Source organism: Pseudomonas brassicae, from assembly GCF_010671725.1.
GTDB lineage: Bacteria > Pseudomonadota > Gammaproteobacteria > Pseudomonadales > Pseudomonadaceae > Aquipseudomonas > Aquipseudomonas brassicae.
Map to the genome: position 1 here is coordinate 1 of NZ_JAAHBU010000144.1, position 18,509 is coordinate 18,509.

An 18,509-nucleotide genomic window follows, 5' to 3' on the forward strand; every position below is an offset into this window, starting at 1 on the left:
CCGCTGCCGATCTTTCGATCGAAGCACTTCCTGCACTACCTGAAACGTCCAACTCGTTGATACTCAAGGAGTTTTTCGTTCCGACTACGCTGGAAGTGGGGCGAAGTATAAAGACTTCCCAGAGGCCGTCAAGGGTTTGTTTCAACTTTTGTTACAACGCCTCGCTTACGCCCCGCCAGCCGAGGAATACGCAGCGCTATAAAGGGCACTCGCAACATCAGCAACACCCCTCCAACCACTGCATAGACCGTCCACTCCTTCAAGTCCGCACGCACGATCCACAGAAAATGCAGCAACCCAAGCACAAGAATCACATAGATCAGCTTGTGCAACTTCTTCCACCGCCCCCCCAGACGGCGCTGACTGTAGCGATTGGAGGTAATCGCCAATGCCAGCAAGCCCATGAATGCCAACACACCCACGATAATGTAAGGACGCTTGCGCAGCTCAACACCCAACTGCCCCCAGTCCAGCCCAAGGATGAAAAACAGATAACCCGACAGATGCAGCACTACATAAGCAAAGCACCACAAGCCCAACTGACGCCGCACCACAATCCAACCGGGCCACCCCGTCAACTTCTGCAGAGGCGTCATGCACAAGGTGATCAGCAAAAACACCAATGCCCCCTGCCCCATCCGATCCACCAACACCTTGCCTGGATCAGGCCCAAGCGCATTCATCCCGCCCTGAACCAGCCAATACAACGGCCAGGCGCACGCCAGCGCAAAGACCCCCAGGCGAAACAGTGGATAGCGCATCAGTAATTCGTCCGCAGATCGAGCCCACTATATAAAGAGGCAACCTCATCGGCGTAACCATTGAACATCTGCGTATCACGCACATTCGGGCTGAACAGCCCGCTGGGCAGCCGGCGCTCGCGCGCCTGAGTCCACCGCGGATGGTCCACCGCAGGATTGACGTTGGCATAGAAACCGTACTCCTCCGGCGCGATGGTCTGCCAGGTAGTGAGCGGCTGCTGCTCGACCAGACTGATACGCACGATCGACTTGATGCTCTTGAAGCCGTACTTCCAGGGCACCACCAACCTCAGCGGCGCGCCGTTCTGATTGGGCAATTCACGGCCATACATGCCCACCGCCAGAATCGCCAGCGGATTCATCGCTTCATCCAGGCGCAGGCCCTCCACATACGGCCAATCGATCAAGGCAAACCCCGAGCGCTGCCCCGGCATGTGCTTGGGGTCCTGCAAGGTTTCAAAACGGATGTACTTGGCCTTGGAGGTCGGCTCGACCTGCTTGAGCAACGCTGAAATCGGAAACCCCAGCCAGGGGATAACCATCGACCAGGCTTCGACGCAACGCAGTCGGTAGATGCGCTCTTCCAACTGGTAGGGTTTCATGAAGTCTTCGAGCGCATAGCGCCCTGGCTTGCCCACCTCACCATCGACCACAACGGACCAGGGCGCGGTCGGCAGCGCCCCCGCGTGCTCAGCAGGGTCACCCTTGTCGGTACCGAACTCATAGAAGTTGTTGTAGTGCGTAGCGTCCTTGAACGGCGTTATCGCCTCGTCCTTCACCGTGACGGCTTGCCAACGGGTGGCAGGCAGCTTCTCGGCGAACCAACCCGGCGCTGCACCGGCGTCGACATCGGCATAGCGTGACGCTTCAGCACCACTCGCCCAACGCGGCAGGCTACCAACCGCCACTGCGACCGCAGCGCGCCCAGCAACGTTCGTCGCGACAGGTAAAGAGATTCAGGCGTGATGTCCGATGCCTTGCAATCAGAAGAACGGCGCAGCTTGATTAGCATGATGACTCCGTAGAACCGGTGAGCTGATGCACCAGTAGACTACGGAGCCCGAGGGAAATTACATCACTGCTCGGTGGTTTTCTTGCGACGCGAACGCAGCAGGTACTGCACCGGCCCCGACGCAGCATACGCGAGGAAAATCAGCAGCAGAATGCGTGGCGGATCGCTGAACACCACCGCAAACACCAGTACCACGGCAAGGATGGCCACGAACGGCACGCGGCCCTTGAGGTCCAGCTCCTTGAAGCTGTTGTACTTGATGTTGCTGACCATCAGCATGCCCGCAGCGGCAACCAGCAAGGCCACCAGGAACGACAACTTCGAGCCCTGGATGCCGTAGTCGCTGAACGCCCAGACAGTGCCGGCCACAACGCCCGCGGCTGCGGGGCTGGCCAGGCCGATGAAGTAGCGCTTGTCGGCCTTGCCGACCTGGGTATTGAAGCGCGCCAGGCGCAATGCTGCACCGGCGACATAGATGAAGGCGACCATCCAGCCGACCTTGCCCATGTCACCCAGCGCCCAGCCGAAGGCCAGTAGTGCCGGGGCCACACCGAAGGCGACCATGTCGGACAGCGAATCGTACTCTGCACCGAAGGCGCTCTGCGTATTGGTCATGCGGGCAACACGCCCGTCCAGGCCATCGAGCACCATGGCGACGAAGATCGCGATGGCAGCGAAGGCGAAGTACTTGCTCGCCTCGCGTGGATCACCCGCACTCAAGGCGCTCTGGGCGCTCATGGAGTTGATGATCGAATAGAAACCGGCGAACAGGTTCGCAGTGGTGAACAGGTTGGGCAACAGATAGATGCCGCGATGCCGAACCTTGCGTCCTTCGGCGTCATGCCCTTCTTCAACATGCTCATCGATCGGTAGCAGGCTTTCGGCGTCAGAGGCCTTGTTCGGCTCTTCGGGACGTTCGCTCATGGACATTACCTTGCAACGGTGTGGAAAGTTTCGACAGACGTCTGCGACGAGGGTTCGCCGGCAAACGATGAAGCTTTATACCAGAAGCTGACCGCCTAAACGAAAAAACGCGGCCGAAGCCGCGTTTTCATCGCATCAGAGCAAGATCAGTTCTTGGCCTTGTCGACGATTTTGTTCGCAGCGATCCAAGGCATCATGAGCGCAGTTGCTCGCCGATGACTTCGATGCCGTGAGCAGCGTTGTTGCGACGCTTGGCGGTCATCGAAGGATAGCCGGTGGCGCCTTCGCTGATGAACATCTTGGCGTACTCGCCGTCCTGAATACGTTTCAGCGCGTTACGCATGGCTTGGCGCGATTCGGCGTTGATGACTTCTGGGCCGGTCACGTACTCGCCGTATTCGGCGTTGTTGGAGATCGAGTAGTTCATGTTGGCGATACCGCCTTCGTACATGAGGTCAACGATCAGCTTCAGTTCGTGCAGGCACTCGAAGTAGGCCATTTCTGGCGCGTAGCCTGCTTCAACCAGGGTTTCGAAGCCGGCCTTGACCAGCTCGACGGTACCACCGCACAGCACGGCTTGTTCGCCGAACAGGTCGGTTTCGGTCTCATCCTTGAAGGTGGTTTCGATGATACCGGTACGGCCGCCGCCAACGCCTGCGGCGTAGGACAGGGCAACGTTCTTGGCATTGCCCGAGGCGTCCTGGTAGATCGCGATCAGGTCAGGGATACCGCCGCCTTTGACAAACTCGGAACGCACGGTGTGACCTGGCGCTTTTGGCGCGATCATGATCACGTCCAGGTCAGCGCGTGGCACGACCTGGTTGTAGTGGATGGCGAAACCGTGGGAGAAGGCCAGGGTGGCGCCCTTCTTGATGTTCGGCTCGACTTCGTTCTTGTACAGCTGGGACTGGAATTCGTCCGGGGTCAGAATCATGACCAGGTCGGCACCGGCAACAGCAGTCGCCACGTCAGCCACTTTCAGGCCGTGGGCTTCGGCTTTGGCAACAGTGGCCGAACCTTTACGCAGACCGACAGTGACATCCACACCGGAGTCTTTCAGGTTGCACGCTTGAGCGTGGCCCTGGGAGCCGTAACCGATGATGGCAACTTTCTTGCCCTGGATGATCGAAAGGTCGCAGTCTTTGTCGTAGAAAACTTTCATGAAAATACCCCTGGTTATCTCGGCCCTCTCAGGCCATTCGCTAATTTTTTGAGTTAGATGCTGAGCACTTTGTCGCCACGGGCAATGCCGGTGACACCACTGCGCACGGTTTCGAGAATGGACGCGGTACCGATCGACTGAATGAAGCTGTCCAGCTTGTCGCTGGTGCCCGACAGTTGCACGGTATAGACGCTGCTGCTGACATCGACGATCTGCCCACGATAGATATCAGTGGTGCGTTTGATCTCGGCACGCTGCGCCCCCGTGGCCTTGATCTTGACCAGCATCAGCTCACGTTCGACATGCGCGCTTTCCGAGAGGTCGACCAGCTTGACCACCTCTACCAGCTTGTTCAGGTTCTTGGTGATCTGCTCGATCACCTCGTCGTGACCGACCGTGGTCAACGTCAGGCGCGACAGGGTCGGGTCTTCGGTCGGTGCAACGGTCAGGCTTTCGATGTTGTAGTTGCGCTGCGAGAACAGGCCGACCACACGGGACAAGGCACCCGGTTCGTTTTCCAACAGCAGGGAAATAATGTGCCGCATGATTAGGTCCGCTCCGTCTTGCTCAGCCACATATCGCGCATCGAGCCGTCTTTGATCTGCATCGGGTAGACGTGCTCGCTGTTATCGACCTGGATATCGATGAACACCAACCGGTCTTTCAGGGCGAAGGCTTCCTCGAGCTTGGGCTTGAGGTCCTTCAGGTCGGTGATGCGGATACCCACGTGACCATAGGCTTCGGCCAGCTTGACGAAGTCAGGTAGCGATTCCATATAGGAGTGCGAGTGACGGCTGTTGTAGGCCATGTCCTGCCATTGGCGAACCATGCCCAGCACGCCGTTGTTCAGGTTGACGATCTTGACCGGCAGGTCGTACTGCAGGCAGGTCGACAGCTCCTGAATGTTCATCTGGATGCTGCCCTCGCCGGTGACACAGGCAACGTCCTGGTCCGGGAAGTTCAGCTTGACGCCCATGGCCGCCGGGAAACCGAAGCCCATGGTGCCCAGGCCACCGGAGTTGATCCAGCGATTCGGCTTGTTGAAGCGGTAGTACTGCGCCGCGAACATCTGATGCTGGCCCACGTCGGAGGTGACGAACGCATCCCCCTTGGTGACTTCGCTCAGGGTCTCGATCACGGTCTGCGGCTTGATGACGCTGCCATCGCCCTTGTTGTAAGGGAACATGATGCCGTCGCCACGCCATTCGGCGATCTGCTTCCACCACGCATCCATCGCCGACTGCTCCGGCTTTTCACCGATTTCACGCAGAGTGGCGAGCATCTCGCTCAACACGCTTTCGACCGGACCCACGATAGGCACGTCGGCCTTGATGGTCTTGGAGATCGAGGCCGGGTCGATATCGATATGGATGACCTTGGCGTTCGGGCAGAACTTGGCCGGGCCGTTGACCACACGGTCGTCGAAGCGCGCACCGACAGCCAGGATCACGTCGGCATGGTGCATCGCCAGGTTGGCCGTGTAGCTGCCGTGCATGCCGAGCATGCCGAGGAACTGACGGTCGGTACCCGGATAGCCACCCAACCCCATGAGGGTATTGGTGACAGGCAGGTTGAGCAACTGGGCCACTTCGGTCAATGCCGCAGCGCCACCGCCCAGGATCACGCCGCCGCCGGCATAGACGATCGGGCGCTTGGCCGCCAGGAGCATTTCGGCTGCCTTGCGGATCTGCCCCGAATGCCCGCGAACGGCCGGGCTGTAGGAGCGCAGCTTGACCTTTTTCGGATAGATGTATTCGAACTTCTCGGCCGGGTTGGTCATGTCTTTCGGAATGTCGACAACCACCGGGCCCGGACGACCGGATTCCGCCAGGTAGAACGCCTTCTTCAGCACTTCCGGGATTTCCGAGGCATGCTTGATCATGAAGCTGTGCTTCACGATCGGCCGCGAAATACCGATCATGTCGGTTTCCTGGAAGGCATCGGTGCCGACCATGGTGCTGGGCACCTGACCGGAGAGGATGACCATCGGGATGGAGTCCATGTATGCCGTGGCAATCCCGGTAATGGCATTGGTTGCACCAGGACCGGAGGTCACCAGTACCACGCCGGCCTTGCCGGTGGCACGCGCATAGCCATCGGCCATGTGGGTTGCCGCCTGCTCGTGACGAACCAGGATGTGGCTCACTTCCGGTTCTTTGAACAGGGCATCGTATACATGCAGGAGAGCACCACCAGGGTACCCGTAGATGTGCTTAACGCCTTCGTCACGCAAAAAGCGGACGACCATTTCAGCGCCAGATAAAAGCTCCACGTTGTTCACCTCTAAAACGCCAGAATACCGTCCAGGCAGGACGGGTCTTAATAGGTTTACTGCCAAGCAGAGCATGAGCGACGAAATCGCCGACTACGTCAGCACTGACTGAGCAAGTATTGGGAGCGCCCCAAAGTGTTGCGGGGTTTTCCCACCCAGCGCGAGGTAACGCGTTGCGGGGTGTAACAGGTCGGCGCGGGTGTGCGCCTCATGATCTGCTTAGCGGGTCTGCTTCTGGCAGTCCCTCTACAGCGGAAACTGGATTCTTCTGATTCTGCGCCTTCAAGTCAAGAAAAATTATTGCCAATTTTTTGAAATGACTATCCGCATCCACCACTAATACCGAAGACAGCAGCAGAAAAACAAACTTCAGAGACAAAAAGAGCCACATTCTGCGGCTCCAAGGGTGAAAAAGGGGAAATTCAGGCAGAAGGACTGATCAATTGGTCGAATTCTGCTAATAGCCTGCGCAGCTCGCGACTTTCTTGCGGACGATCCACGTACACCGTTTCAGCCATTACCAGGATGCCCGAGGCGTTGGGCAGCGATAGCCCGTTTTCCAGGATCTCGGTCATTTTTGGCAGAAATATCCACTGCAGCCACTGATCAAAGCTCATGCTGTCGACCGCGAACGGCGTCACGCTGGCCAACGCCTCGGGGCTGGGCGCTTGTTCGCTCCACCAGCCCTGCGCGCGCAGCTCATGCTCGATCAGCAGCAGGTGATCCGCGATATCCAGGATGCGTTGCTCGATCACAGGTTGACCTGCGCTTTCTGGCGCGCAGCGCGGCACCGGCTGCGTCGCCTTGCTTGTCGCGAGCCTGGGCAATGATGTCCCACAGACCGGCTTGCAGGTCGGGGCGGCCGTTGGCATAGGTCAGTGCGCGGCGTGCCAGTTGCTCGGACTGCGCCGCATCGCCCTGCGCCAGGCGTACCTGGGCCAGGCGATAGAGCACCTGCGGCTCGCGCGGTGCAATGCGCTGGGCGCGCTCCAGGCTCGACGACGCACCGTTGAGATCACCACCGGTCTGCTGCGACTGCGCCGTGGTCAACAGCGCCAGCACTGGGCCGTCAAGTTGCTCGTCGGCCGACAGGCCGCCGCTGCTGGTCGTGCTGCGCGGGATACCGGTCGCGCACTCGGCGCGCTGTAGCCGCCCGTGGAGGTGCTGGGGAACGGTGCCGAGTCCGCCGGGCCTGGCGTAATCGGGCCGGTATCGATCGGTGCCGCGCCGGTAGAGGCAGGGAAGGTCTGGATCGGCGCAGAACCGGCACCCTGCGGCACCATCACCGTCACGCCGGAGTCTTGCGGCATCGCCTGCGCCTGGCGCGAGCCGGTGCTGACCGCAGTGCCGGCACGATTGGCCGAGACCCGCTCACTGTTGGAAACGCGGGTGCTCGAATCCACCACCGGGATCGAGCCGCGTTGCACGCTGGCGCAACCATTAAGCAAAGCCAGTGCCGTCACGGCAGGAAACAACCACTTGTTCACGTCACATCCTCTTTGCTGAGCTTAATTCATCCAGCCCTTGACCCAGTCCATCACAGACTCGTCAGGCGCCTGGTCCCCGCCGCAGGCGTGCCGGCCACTGGCTCACTGCCGCGAATATACGGCATCTGCACCGCGCCCGGGCAGCTGGCATCAGAGCCCTGCCCGGTATGTGGGTCGACCCAGGCCTGCACCACGTTGTCCGGCAGCGGCATGTCCAGCGGCAGCGGGTCGGCCTTGCGCATGAAACTGGTCCACACCTGCAGCGCACCGGTGGCGCCGGTAAACGGCGTCTTGCCATTGTCGTCGCGCCCCAGCCACACCACGGCCAGCAGATCCTGGCTGAAACCGGCAAACCAGCTGTCACGCGAATCGTTGCTCGTGCCCGTTTTGCCCGCCAGGTTCAGCGAGCTTGGCAATACACTGTAAACCGAGCGCCCGGTACCTTCACGCATGACCCGCTGCATGGCGTTCTGCACCAGATAGATGGAGCCCGGGTCGAAGGTCTGCTGGATCTGGAACGGGTAGCGCTTGAGCGGCTCGCCCTCGGCCGTCAGTACGCTGCGAATGCCGCGCATCGGCGTGTTGAAACCACCATTGGCGAGGGTCTGGTACATGGTCGCAACCTGCACCGGCGACATGCCGCCAGCGCCCAGCAGCATCGACGGGAACGCTGGCCAGTCGACATTCACCCCCAGCCGGCCAATGGTCTTGATCACATTTGGCACGCCGACTTCAAGGCCAAGCTTGGCGTCGACAGGTTGTAGGAGTTGGCCAGGCCCTGGTACAGGAAGATGGTGCCATGGGCGCGCCGATCATAGTTCTGCGGCTTCCACACCTGGCCGTCGCGCCCTTGACCGAGAACGGCTCATCCTGCACCCAACTGGTCAGGGTGAACTGGCTCGGCTTCTCCAGTGCGGTGAGGTACACCGCCGGCTTGACCAGCGAACCGATCGGGCGCACCGCGTCGATGGCCCGGTTGAAGCCGGCATAACCGGCCTGGCGGCTGCCGATCAGCGCCTGCACTTCACCGGTTTCCGGATTGGTCACGACCATGGCCGCCTCGACTTCGTCCGATCCCTTGCGCCCACTCAGACGCTTGAAGGTTTCGGACATGGCCGCTTCGGACTTCATCTGCAGGATCGGATCGAAGCTGGTGAAGATGCGCAGGCCTTCTTCGGTCAAGTCTTCGTCGCGGTAGTCCTGGCGCAACTGACGCTTGACCAGGTCGAGGAAGCCGGGGAACGAGCTGTCGCCAGGCTGCCGCGCTTGGTCACGCCCAGCGGCATTTTCTTCGCCGCCTCCACTGCCTCGGGGGTCGCGACGCCTTGTTCGGCCAGCAGGTCGAGCACCAGGTTACGGCGAACGGTCGCACGCTCCGGATAGCGTCGCGGGTTGTAGTAGGACGGCCCCTTGACCATCCCCACCAGCAACGCTACCTGATGCAGCTTGAGCTCCGACAGCGGCTGGCTGAAGAAGAACTGGCTGGCCAGGCCGAAGCCGTGCACCGCACGCTGGCCGTCCTGACCGACGAATACCTCGTTGAGGTATGCCTCGAGGATCTCGCGCTTGTCATAGTGCAGTTCCAGCAGCAGCGCCATCATCGCTTCGTTGAGCTTGCGGCTGAGGCTGCGCTCGTTGGTCAGGTAGAAGTTCTTGACCAGTTGCTGGGTCAGGGTGCTGCCGCCCTGGCGCATGGCGCCAGACGAGGTGTTGACCCAGATGGCCCGTGCAATCGACTTGGGCGACACGCCGAAGTGGTGATAGAAGTCGCGGTCTTCCACGGCCACCAGGGTTTCGAGCAGGTAGGGTGGCACCTGGTCGAGCTTGATCAGGATGCGGTCTTCGAGGTTCTTGGGGTAGATACCACCGATCAGCAGGGGTTCCAGGCGTACCACATCGAGCTTGGCGCCATTGGTGCCGCTCAAGCTGGCCACGTAGTCACCCGAGAAGCGCACACGCACGCCTTGCGCCTTCTCCATGCCTTCATAGAACTGGAAGCCGCGGGTATTGAGGTCGATGGTGTTGCCATTGACTGCCGCCGCACCCGGGCCATTGGCTGCGCTTTCACGGCGGTAGCCCAGGGCATCCAGTTCGATGAGAAAGTCAGCCTTGCTGAGCTTTTGTCCGACGAACAGCTCGAGCGGGCGCGCGTATACCTTGGCCGGAATGGTCCAGCGTTTGCGGAGAACTTCTCCTGGACCACGGCATCGAGGTAAACGGCAAAGCCGGCCAGCGCCACAAGGCCGACCAGGCTGAGCTTGAGCGCCCAGCCCAACCAGGCACGCGAGCGGCCAGCGGGGCGTTTTTTGGGGGTACGGGAAGATCGGGTACGAGTCATGGCGGCGGATTATACGCACTTTATCGCTTGTCGACAGGCGCCCTCCGGCGGTTTGCAGCGGCCCCGCTTGCCGCCATAATGGTCGATTCGAATCTCCCACGCCCCAGAAGGATCGCCCGTGAGCCAAGCCTTGATCGCTGCCCTGCAAAACCCGGCCCTGTTTGCGCACCCTGTGAAGCAATTCCAGGTTATCGAGACGCATATTTCCTGGGTGCTGCTCACTGGCGACTACGCCTACAAAATCAAGAAGCCGATGAATTTCGGCTTTCTGGACTTTACCGAGCTGTCCAGCCGTGCGCATTTCTGTGCAGAAGAACTGCGCCTGAACCAGCGCCTGACCGACGGGCTGTACCTGGAAGTGCTGGCCATCACCGGTAGCGCCGAAGCGCCGCAACTGGGCGGAGAAGGTGTGGCCATCGAGTATGCCCTGAAAATGCGCCAGTTCCCGCAGCAGCAGATGCTCAGCACCTTGCAGGCGAACGGTGAACTGACTGCGGCCCACATCGACCAGATGGCGCGCCAGATCGCTCGCTTCCACCTCGACGCCCCCAAGGTTGCCGTCGAGCATCCGCTGGGCACGCCCGACAGCGTCATGGCACCGGTAGAGCAGAACTTCGAACAGATCCGCCCGTTCCTCAGCGACAAGGCCGACCTGGTGCAACTGGACGCCTTGCAAGCCTGGGCCCGCAGCAGCTTCGATCGCCTGCACGGGCTGTTCGAGGCACGCAAGGCGCAAGGCTTCATCCGTGAGTGCCACGGCGATATCCACCTGGGCAATGCCACCCTGATCGACGGCCAGGTGGTGATCTTCGATTGCATCGAGTTCAACGAGCCCTTCCGCCTCACCGACGTCTACGCCGACACCGCCTTCCTGGCCATGGACCTGGAAGACCGTGGCCTGAAATCACTGGCGCGCCGTTTCATCAGCCAGTACCTGGAGATCACCGGTGACTACGCCGGCCTTGAGCTGCTGAACTTCTACAAGGCTTATCGCGCACTGGTGCGGGCCAAGGTCGCACTGTTCAGCATGCCGGCCGACGCCGATGGCGTGCAGCGCGCGACGACCCTGCGCCAATACCGCAACTACGCCAACCTGGCCGAAAGCTACAGCGCTATCCCCTCGCGTCTGCTGGCAATCACCCACGGCGTATCCGCCGTCGGCAAGAGCCACGTGGCCATGCGCATGGTCGAAGCCCTGGGGGCCATTCGCCTGCGTTCGGACGTGGAGCGCAAGCGCCTGTTCGGCGAGCAGACCAGCCAGCAGGCTGGCCAGTTGCAGCAAGGCATCTATAGCGGCGACGCGAGCCAGAAGACCTACGAGCACCTGCACCAGCTGGCCGGCATCGTCCTGCGCGCCGGGTTCCCGGTGGTGATCGACGCCACCTACCTCAAGCGGGCGCAGCGCCAGGCCGCAGCCGAAGTCGCCAGCGCCACCGGCGTGCCCTTCCTGATCCTCGACTGCAACGCGCCGGATGCGGTGATCGCCAGCTGGCTGGCACAGCGCCAGGCCGACCACAACGATCCTTCAGACGCCACGCTGGAGGTGGTCACGGCACAACAGGCCGACCGCGACCCACTAAGCGCAGAAGAGTTGCTGCAAAGCAAACGCGTGGAAACCAACGAGAGCGGCAGCCTGGACGAGTTGGTCAAGCAGATCCGCCAACGCCTGCCCGGCCTGTAATCTCGCCAAGGCGTGAAGTGGTCCACACTTCACGCGTCTATTCCGGGCGTCTCCGTTTGATGGCACTATAATGCCACCATAAGATCAAACAAGGAGGCGCCCCATGAACCAGCCACGCCAGCTCGACTGCGCGCTATATGCTTTGGTGCACAAGGAACACATCGCAGAGTTCAACCTCGAGAAGTCCACCTCCGCCACCATCGACTTCAAGGACGGCGATTTTCGCGGCCTGGACCTGCGCAAGCTGGACACTGAAGGCATCGACTTCAGCGGCGCCTACTTCCGTGCCGCCGATCTGCGCGGCCTGGACCTGCGGCACAACTGCCTGGAAGGCGCAAGCCTGGCCCATGCGCAGATCTCCGGCACCTACTTTCCCGTTGAATTGAGTGCCGACGAAATTCTGATGTCGGTGAATTTCGGCACCCGCCTGCGCTACCGCACCCGCTGAAATCCCCCGTGCCAGGCCACCGCCAGCCCTGTCTGACGGTGGCTGCAGGCCCCGCCAAGGGCCGCCCGCTGGCAAAACGCCGCGTATTCTCCAACTGCCGCTACACTCCTCCTTGACCTGCCTCGCAATCCTTCTCCAAGACCCGTTCAGCCGTCGCAAGGAGGCTTGATGAACGATGAGCTCCAGCATCTGAAAAACCTTGGCAAGACCTCTGCGCAGTGGCTGCATGCGGTGGGCATCCACAGCGCCTCGGATTTGCGTCGCCTGGGCGCGGTGAATGCCTACCAGGCGGTACGCACCCGTGGCTTTCGCGCATCGAAGGTGCTGCTCTACGCGATTGAAGGCGCTCTGCTGGACATTCACTGGAACGATATCCCGCCCGAGCGCAAGGATGACCTGAACAAACAGCTGGACGCCAAGGCCCCGCGCAAAAATAGTTGAAAATAAAGCGTACGAAACGATTGACTTCGAAATGAGAATCGTTATGATTATCACAACTGGTCGCGAGACTGGTTGGATACTCTGAAAGACCTTGGTTCGGACTCTCAGATTATCTCCTCATCAGGCTAATCACGGTTATTGACCCGGCACTTTGCCGGGTCTTTTTTTTGCCTGGGGTTTGTGCTTGCCACGCCCCCTGCGCCGAGGGCAGCGGCTCCTGCAACGAAGTACGCGCCGCTCAGCCGCCCTTGCGCATGTCCGCACAGTAGTCACGCTTGGCCACGGCTGCGGTATACCACACGACATCTGCCATCGCCGGCTCGACCACCTCGCCCACCTGCGCCAACATCACTACCTCGGTGCCGCTTTGCAGCCCAAGGTCCTGCAGGTGCAACGGTACTCCCATGTCCTTGCGTACGTGATAGGCCCCGGCCAGCAGCAGAGCCGGTGTCGGCGCCTGCAGCAGACGCTGGGCGATACGCCGGTCGCGCTGTTGCTGCACTGCGAGCATGGCCGGCATCTGCGACTCGGGCAGCAGCCCGCAATGCCCTTCACGCACCTGATCAAGCAATGCCGCCGTCACCCCCTCGGCCGTAGAGCGCGGCCCCTCCAGCGTCGGTACCTGGCGATAGATCTCACGCACTTCGCTGCGGTCCAGGTTGGCCGCCAGCAGCGGATAAGGCTGCACCAGCGCATGGCGCATGATCGGTCCGTACAGGTTCCAGTCCCAGCCGCGCTGCCAGCCCAGTGCTTGCGGCAGGTCGGCAGGCAACGCGGCCTGTTGCTGGAGTGTGGCCACCTGCGCCTGCTGCGCCGGCTCAAGCATCTCGAGCAACACACTGCCTTGTGGCCGATGCTGCTCAAGGGCCCGCAGCAACCATAGCTGCAAGGCATGGTGATCGGGGTTGTCATGCTGTTCACCCAGCAGCACATGCGGCGCACCAGCCAGGCGCTCGACCAATTGCGCCGGGGTCAGCAAGCGGCCCGTACGCAGGTCCTGGATCTGCCCCAGTCGCGCATCCTCGCGCCCTTGCGGGCTTTGCCAAGCCGGCAATGCCGGCAGCAATGGCGCAGCAGCCGACTGGCAGCCACCCACCGCGGCCACCAGCAACAACAGGACGACAAACCTCGATGTACAGGGCATAAGCAGGCTCCTAACGGGCAATGATGAGCGGATGCCCGCGTTCGGGGTGAGGTTGCACCAGCACCTCCAGGCCAAACACCGCACGCAGCGCATCAGGGCGCAATACCTGCGCGGGGGTATCAAGGGCGTGAGGGCAACCACGCTCCAGCAGCAGGATACGGTCACAGTAACGCGCGGCCAGGTTCAGGTCATGCAGGATCACCAGCACGGCGGCGCCACGATCGGCAAATGCCCGCACCGCCTGCAAGGTCGTGTGCTGATGCAAGGGGTCGAGCATCGAGGTGGGCTCATCCAGCAACAGCGTGCAGCCCTGCTCACCCGGCCACAGTTGCGCCAGCACCCGCGCCAGGTGTACCCGCTGACGCTCGCCCCCGGACAGCGCCAGGTAGCTGCGCCCTACCAGGTGACGGGCATCCGCTGCCTCCAGGGCCGCCGCCACGATCGCCTGGTCGCGCAGTTGACCGCTGCGATGGGGCAAGCGTCCCATGCCCACGACTTCTTCGACGCGAAAGGCAAACCCCAGGGTCGAGGTTTGCGGCAACACGGCCAGACGCTGCGCGCGCTCATGGCCACTCCAGTCGGCCAGCGCTCGCTCCTCCAGCAGCACCTGCCCCTGGTGTGCCGGCAACTCCCCGCACAGGGCACCGAGCAGCGTGCTCTTGCCCGCACCATTGGGCCCCAGCACGCCCAGCACCTGCCCGGGTTCGACGCCCAGGGTAACGCCATCGAGCACGCAGGCTTTTGCGCGCACCACCTGCAGATTCTCTACCCGCAACATCAGGCGCGCCCCCGTACCAGCAGGAAAAGGAAAAACGGCGCACCGATAAACGCCGTGACAATCCCGATTGGCAGCTCTGCCGGCGCCAGGGCCAGGCGTGCGATCAGGTCGGCAAACAGCAGTAGCGAAGCACCGGCCAGCAACGAGGCCGGCAACAGCACGCGATGATCCGGCCCGGCCAGCAGGCGCACCAGATGTGGCACCACCAGGCCGATAAAGCCGATCAGGCCTGCGGCCGCCACCGCCGCCCCAACCCCCAGTGCCGTGCAGAATACCAGTTCGCGCTTGAGCCTCTCGACCTCGATACCCAGGTGCCGCGCCTCGGACTCGCCCAGCAGCAGGGCATTGAGCGCATGGGCCCGGCGCGGCAGCCACAGCGCTACCACCACCGCCACCAGCAGCAGCGGCCACAGGCGCTGGTAACTGGCGCCGTTGAGGCTGCCCAGGTTCCAGAACGTCAGGGTGCGCAAGGTGGCGTCATCGGCCAGGTAGGTGAACAAGCCGACCGCCGAACCCGCCAGGGCGGTAAGGGCGATCCCCGCCAGCAGCATCGTCGCCACGCTGGTCTGGCCGTCACGTCGGCCCAGTCGATACACCAGCGCAGTCACACCCAGGCCGCCGAGAAACGCACACAACGACAGCAGGTAAGGTGCCAGTGCGTCAGGAATGCCGCCTACCCAACTGCCGCCGACAATCGCCACCGCAGCCCCCAGCGCCGCCCCACTGGACACGCCCACCAACCCGGGATCGGCCAGAGGGTTGCGAAACAGGCCCTGCATGGCCACCCCGGACAACGCCAGCACCGCGCCCACCACCAGGCCGAGCAGGGTTCGCGGCAGCCGGATCTGCCCCAGGATAAGCTCGGCCTGCTCCAGCCCCTGGGCTTGAATTGGCACGCCGAGCAAACGCAGGCCGGCGCGCAGGGTATCCAGCAACGGCAGGCTGACGGGCCCCAGCGCCAGCGACAGCCATACCGCCATCAGGCACAGCAGGCTCAAGCCGATAAACAGGGTACGCGGTCGTACCAGTCTATTCATGGCGCCAATTGCGCCGTGGCCGACGGGTAGAACGCCTGTGCCAGGGCTTGCAGGCTGGCTGGCAGGCGCGGCCCGAGGCCACCTACCAGCAGGGTCGGGTCGAGCTCGACCAGGCGCTTGTCACGTGCCGCGCGTGACGCCGCCAGCGCCGGGTTTTCCTTGAGCAAGGCTTGCAGCGCCGCCTCGCCCGTCAGACTGCGGTCGGCAAACACCAGCACCTGCGGGTTCAATGCAGCCAGCGCTTCGACCGAGAAATTCTTGTAGCCGTCATTGTCGGCCAGGTTACGCCCACCCGCCTGGCGGATCAGCCAGTCACCGGCCGTGCCCTTGCCGGCGATCATCGGCTTGGCCCCGCCATGCCCCACCAGCAGAATCACCCCCGGCGCTGCCTGGCTGCCCTGCACCGACCTGATCCGCTCGCTCAGCCCGTCGAGCTGCTGGCGGTAAGCGCTGAACAGTTGCTCGGCCTGTTGCGCCTGGCCCAGCAAGTGCCCCAGTTGCTTGAGGTTGCCTTGCACCGCCGGCAGGTCGGCCTTGCTCGAGAACAGCGCTACCTGCACCCCGGCCCCACGTATCTGCGTCAGCACCGCGGGTGGCCCCATCTCTTCGGTACCCAGCAGCAGGTCCGGGCGCAGGCTGAGCACACCTTCGGCCGACAACTGACGCTGGTAGCCGATGCTGGGCAGGGCCTTGAGGCTCAGCGGATGCTGGCTGGTCGTGTCCACGCCCACCAGGCGAGACTCCCCGCCCAACGCGACAACCCATTCGCTGATCGCCCCTCCGGCGCTGACCCAGCGTTGAGCCACAGGTTCGGCAGCCTGCAACGCCGAGTTGAAAACAAGCCCGATACACAGGGCAATCAGGCTGGCAGGTCGACGCATGGCAGGCTTCCTTCAATAGGGACGGCCGTCATCCACATGGATAACGGTAGAGCCGGGCACGTACTCGCGGTATAACTGCGCCCAGTCGGGTCAATGCAGTCAATTTGATAATTATTTGCATTTGAGCGTCAAGCCGACTCTCGTTTCCTGAAGTGATCTTAATCATGCACTTTCTTTGCTTCCCGGCTGAACTGGGTGAAGGCCAAAGCCGCGGTTTCAGTGCAGCAGGCCTGCAACTGTTCGGCATACGCCGACAAGGCCGCGTCTACCTGTACCGTAACCGTTGCCCGCATCGCGGCATCGCGCTCAACTGGCAGCCCGATGCCTTTCTCGACCCCAGCGCCCAGCTGATTGCCTGCGTGCATCACGGTGCGCTGTTCGTGCCGGAGTCCGGTGAGTGCATCACCGGCCCGTGCGAGGGCGACGCCCTGCAGGCCCTTGGTTGCCTGGAAAACAGCCAGGGCATCTGGCTCACGGCGTGAGCAACACCGGCAAGGCACGCTCGATGAAGATCTGCTCGGCATCCAGTTGCACCCCATACGCAAGCACCTCCACGCCCTCGGCCGCTGCCGCCCGCAGTGCGCTGGCATAGGCACTGTCGATTTCCTCGGCAGGGCGCACGGCGTCGATACCACTCAGGTTCACGCAGTACAGTTGCACGGCCCGCACCCCCTGGCGGACCAGCGCCGACAACTCGCGCAAGTGCTTGGCACCGCGCTGGGTCACGGCATCGGGAAACGCCGCCACCCGCGTCCCGTCAAAGCCCAGGGTCACACTCTTGACCTCGACGTAGGCCGGACCTGCCGGGTACTCCAGGCGAAAGTCGATGCGGCTGCGCTCCGCGCCATAGGCCACCTCGCGCTTGAGCGCCGTAAAACCTGCCAGCTCGGCAATGCGCCCGGCCCGCAGGGCTTCTTCGACAATCGCGTTGGCCCGTCCGGTATTCACGCACGCCAGCCGGCCCTGAGGGGTTTCGGCGATCTCCCAGGTACCGGGCAGTTTGCGCTTGGGGTCGTTGGAGCGACTGAACCAGACCTTGCCGCCTTCGCGCATGCAGTTGAGCATCGAGCCGGTATTGGGGCAGTGAATGGTCATCTGCTCGCCGCCGGGCAGCTCGATGTCGGCCAGGAAACGCTTGTAGCGGCGCAGCAGGCGCGCCTCTTCGAGTTCGGGAGAAAAACGCATCAGCCTTGCCAGCTCCGCAGGCCACGGGCAATCCGCTCGACCGCCTGTTGCAGCCGCGGCAGGCTTTGGGTGTAGGCGAAGCGCACATGGTGACCGGCCTGATGGCGACCAAAGTCCAGCCCCGGGGTAAACGCCACATGCTCGGTTTCGAGAAAGTGCTGGCAGAAGCCGAAGGCATCCCCGCCAAACGCGCTGATGTCGGCATACAGGTAGAACGCGCCCTGCGGCTCCACGGCAATCCCGAAGCCGAGTTCACGCAGCGCCGGCAGCAGGAAGTCGCGACGGCGGGCGAATTCGGCGCGACGCTCTTCGAAGATCGCCAGCGTGCGCGGCTCGAAACACGCCAGCGCCGCATGCTGGGCCATGCTCGGTGCACTGATGTAAAGGTTCTGCGCCAACTTCTCCAGGTCCCCCACCGCCGCAGGAGGCGCTACCAGCCAGCCAAGACGCCAGCCGGTCATGCCGAAATATTTGGAGAAACTATTAAGGACGAAGGCCTCGTCATCGACTTCCAGCACGCTGGGGGCATCCATGCCGTAGGTCAGGCCGTGGTAGATCTCGTCCACCACCAGATGGCCATTGTGGCCACGGGTGGCGGCCGACAGGCTGGCCAACTGTGCGCGGTCGAGCACCGTGCCGGTCGGGTTGGCCGGCGAGGCGACCAGGGCGCCGACCGTCTGGCTGTCCCAGTAGCGCTCTACCAGGTCGGCATTGAGCTGGTAGTTGGCCTCGGGGCCGACCGGCACCAGTTGCGCGCCGCCTTCGACCAGGCGCAGGAAGTGCCGGTTGCACGGGTAGCCTGGGTCGGCCAGCAACCAGTGCTTGCCGGGGTCGACCAGCAGGCTGGCGGCCAGCAGCAACGCGCCGGAGCCACCGGGAGTGATCAGGATGCGTTGCGGGTCGATGTTCACGCCGTAGCGCTGCGCATAGAACCCTGCGATCGCCTCGCGCAGTGCCG

General features: G+C 62.5%; 15 protein-coding genes and 4 pseudogenes. 4 read left to right on the forward strand and 15 right to left on the reverse strand.

Annotation, left to right across the window (positions count from 1 at the left end; translation table 11 throughout):
* Window positions 1-128: 128 nt before the first annotated feature.
* The 9 genes and pseudogenes from msrQ to mrcB form a co-directional block, all read right to left on the reverse strand.
* Window positions 129-761, reverse strand: a complete 633-nt coding sequence (gene msrQ, locus G3436_RS11550) for a protein-methionine-sulfoxide reductase heme-binding subunit MsrQ (RefSeq protein ID WP_163944926.1) — start codon at window positions 759-761, stop codon at window positions 129-131.
* Window positions 761-1,773, reverse strand: a pseudogene (msrP, locus tag G3436_RS11555) (protein-methionine-sulfoxide reductase catalytic subunit MsrP). Before msrP ends, msrQ begins: the two are co-directional and overlap by 1 nt.
* Before the next feature lie 63 nt (window positions 1,774-1,836).
* Complete coding sequence (pssA, locus tag G3436_RS11560; RefSeq protein ID WP_163944929.1) at window positions 1,837-2,697, reverse strand: CDP-diacylglycerol--serine O-phosphatidyltransferase; 861 nt, start codon at window positions 2,695-2,697, stop codon at window positions 1,837-1,839.
* A 146-nt stretch (window positions 2,698-2,843) separates the two neighbouring features.
* A pseudogene (ilvC, locus tag G3436_RS11565) lies at window positions 2,844-3,859 on the reverse strand (ketol-acid reductoisomerase).
* A 53-nt stretch (window positions 3,860-3,912) separates the two neighbouring features.
* Entirely contained in the window at window positions 3,913-4,404 is a 492-nt protein-coding gene (gene ilvN, locus G3436_RS11570; protein ID WP_163944948.1) for an acetolactate synthase small subunit, read from the reverse strand.
* Between the two features lie 2 nt (window positions 4,405-4,406).
* Window positions 4,407-6,131, reverse strand: a complete 1,725-nt coding sequence (locus G3436_RS11575) for an acetolactate synthase 3 large subunit (RefSeq protein WP_163944951.1) — start codon at window positions 6,129-6,131, stop codon at window positions 4,407-4,409.
* 422 nt (window positions 6,132-6,553) lie between these two features.
* Window positions 6,554-6,886: a YqcC family protein gene (locus G3436_RS11580; protein ID WP_163944953.1), complete on the reverse strand. Its 333-nt coding sequence runs from the start codon at window positions 6,884-6,886 to the stop codon at window positions 6,554-6,556.
* Window positions 6,883-7,618 (reverse strand): annotated as a pseudogene (locus G3436_RS28885) (tetratricopeptide repeat protein). The gene G3436_RS11580 and the pseudogene G3436_RS28885 overlap by 4 nt, the downstream one beginning before the upstream one ends.
* A 21-nt stretch (window positions 7,619-7,639) precedes the next feature.
* A pseudogene (gene mrcB / locus G3436_RS11590) lies at window positions 7,640-9,956 on the reverse strand (penicillin-binding protein 1B).
* 118 nt (window positions 9,957-10,074) lie between these two features.
* On the opposite strand from mrcB, the gene G3436_RS11595 reads away from it, so the two are divergent.
* The 3 genes from G3436_RS11595 to G3436_RS11605 all read left to right on the forward strand — a co-directional run bounded on the left by G3436_RS11595 (window position 10,075) and on the right by G3436_RS11605 (window position 12,526).
* Complete coding sequence (locus G3436_RS11595; RefSeq protein WP_163944956.1) at window positions 10,075-11,637, forward strand: AAA family ATPase; 1,563 nt, start codon at window positions 10,075-10,077, stop codon at window positions 11,635-11,637.
* Window positions 11,638-11,740: 103 nt separating this feature from the next.
* The gene (locus G3436_RS11600) at window positions 11,741-12,085 is read left to right on the forward strand and encodes a pentapeptide repeat-containing protein (RefSeq protein WP_163944959.1); all 345 of its coding nucleotides are present in this window, start codon (window positions 11,741-11,743) and stop codon (window positions 12,083-12,085) included.
* A gap of 168 nt (window positions 12,086-12,253) precedes the next feature.
* Window positions 12,254-12,526: a TfoX/Sxy family protein gene (locus G3436_RS11605; protein WP_163944963.1), complete on the forward strand. Its 273-nt coding sequence runs from the start codon at window positions 12,254-12,256 to the stop codon at window positions 12,524-12,526.
* A gap of 238 nt (window positions 12,527-12,764) precedes the next feature.
* On the opposite strand, the gene G3436_RS11610 is transcribed toward G3436_RS11605, so the two are convergent.
* From G3436_RS11610 to G3436_RS11625, 4 genes are read right to left on the reverse strand one after another with little or no spacing between them, the layout of a single operon-like run.
* Window positions 12,765-13,670, reverse strand: a complete 906-nt coding sequence (locus tag G3436_RS11610) for a ChaN family lipoprotein (protein ID WP_163944967.1) — start codon at window positions 13,668-13,670, stop codon at window positions 12,765-12,767.
* Between the two features lie 10 nt (window positions 13,671-13,680).
* The gene (locus G3436_RS11615; RefSeq protein ID WP_163944969.1) at window positions 13,681-14,448 is read right to left on the reverse strand and encodes a heme ABC transporter ATP-binding protein; all 768 of its coding nucleotides are present in this window, start codon (window positions 14,446-14,448) and stop codon (window positions 13,681-13,683) included.
* Window positions 14,448-15,431: a FecCD family ABC transporter permease gene (locus G3436_RS11620; RefSeq protein WP_178116420.1), complete on the reverse strand. Its 984-nt coding sequence runs from the start codon at window positions 15,429-15,431 to the stop codon at window positions 14,448-14,450. Before G3436_RS11620 ends, G3436_RS11615 begins: the two co-directional genes overlap by 1 nt.
* A gap of 50 nt (window positions 15,432-15,481) precedes the next feature.
* Window positions 15,482-16,366: a heme/hemin ABC transporter substrate-binding protein gene (locus tag G3436_RS11625; protein ID WP_163944976.1), complete on the reverse strand. Its 885-nt coding sequence runs from the start codon at window positions 16,364-16,366 to the stop codon at window positions 15,482-15,484.
* 164 nt (window positions 16,367-16,530) lie between these two features.
* On the opposite strand from G3436_RS11625, the gene G3436_RS11630 reads away from it, so the two are divergent.
* Window positions 16,531-16,848 (forward strand): Rieske (2Fe-2S) protein, encoded by a 318-nt coding sequence (locus G3436_RS11630; protein ID WP_163944979.1) that lies wholly within the window; start codon window positions 16,531-16,533, stop codon window positions 16,846-16,848.
* Here G3436_RS11630 and sfsA read toward each other — a convergent pair.
* On the reverse strand, window positions 16,838-17,551 hold the full coding sequence (gene sfsA / locus G3436_RS11635) for a DNA/RNA nuclease SfsA (protein ID WP_163944981.1): 714 nt from the start codon (window positions 17,549-17,551) through the stop codon (window positions 16,838-16,840). The genes G3436_RS11630 and sfsA overlap by 11 nt on opposite strands.
* Window positions 17,551-18,509 (reverse strand): pyridoxal phosphate-dependent aminotransferase (locus G3436_RS11640; protein ID WP_163944983.1); only part of this gene is annotated, 959 nt, incomplete at its 5' end. The genes sfsA and G3436_RS11640, both read right to left, overlap by 1 nt.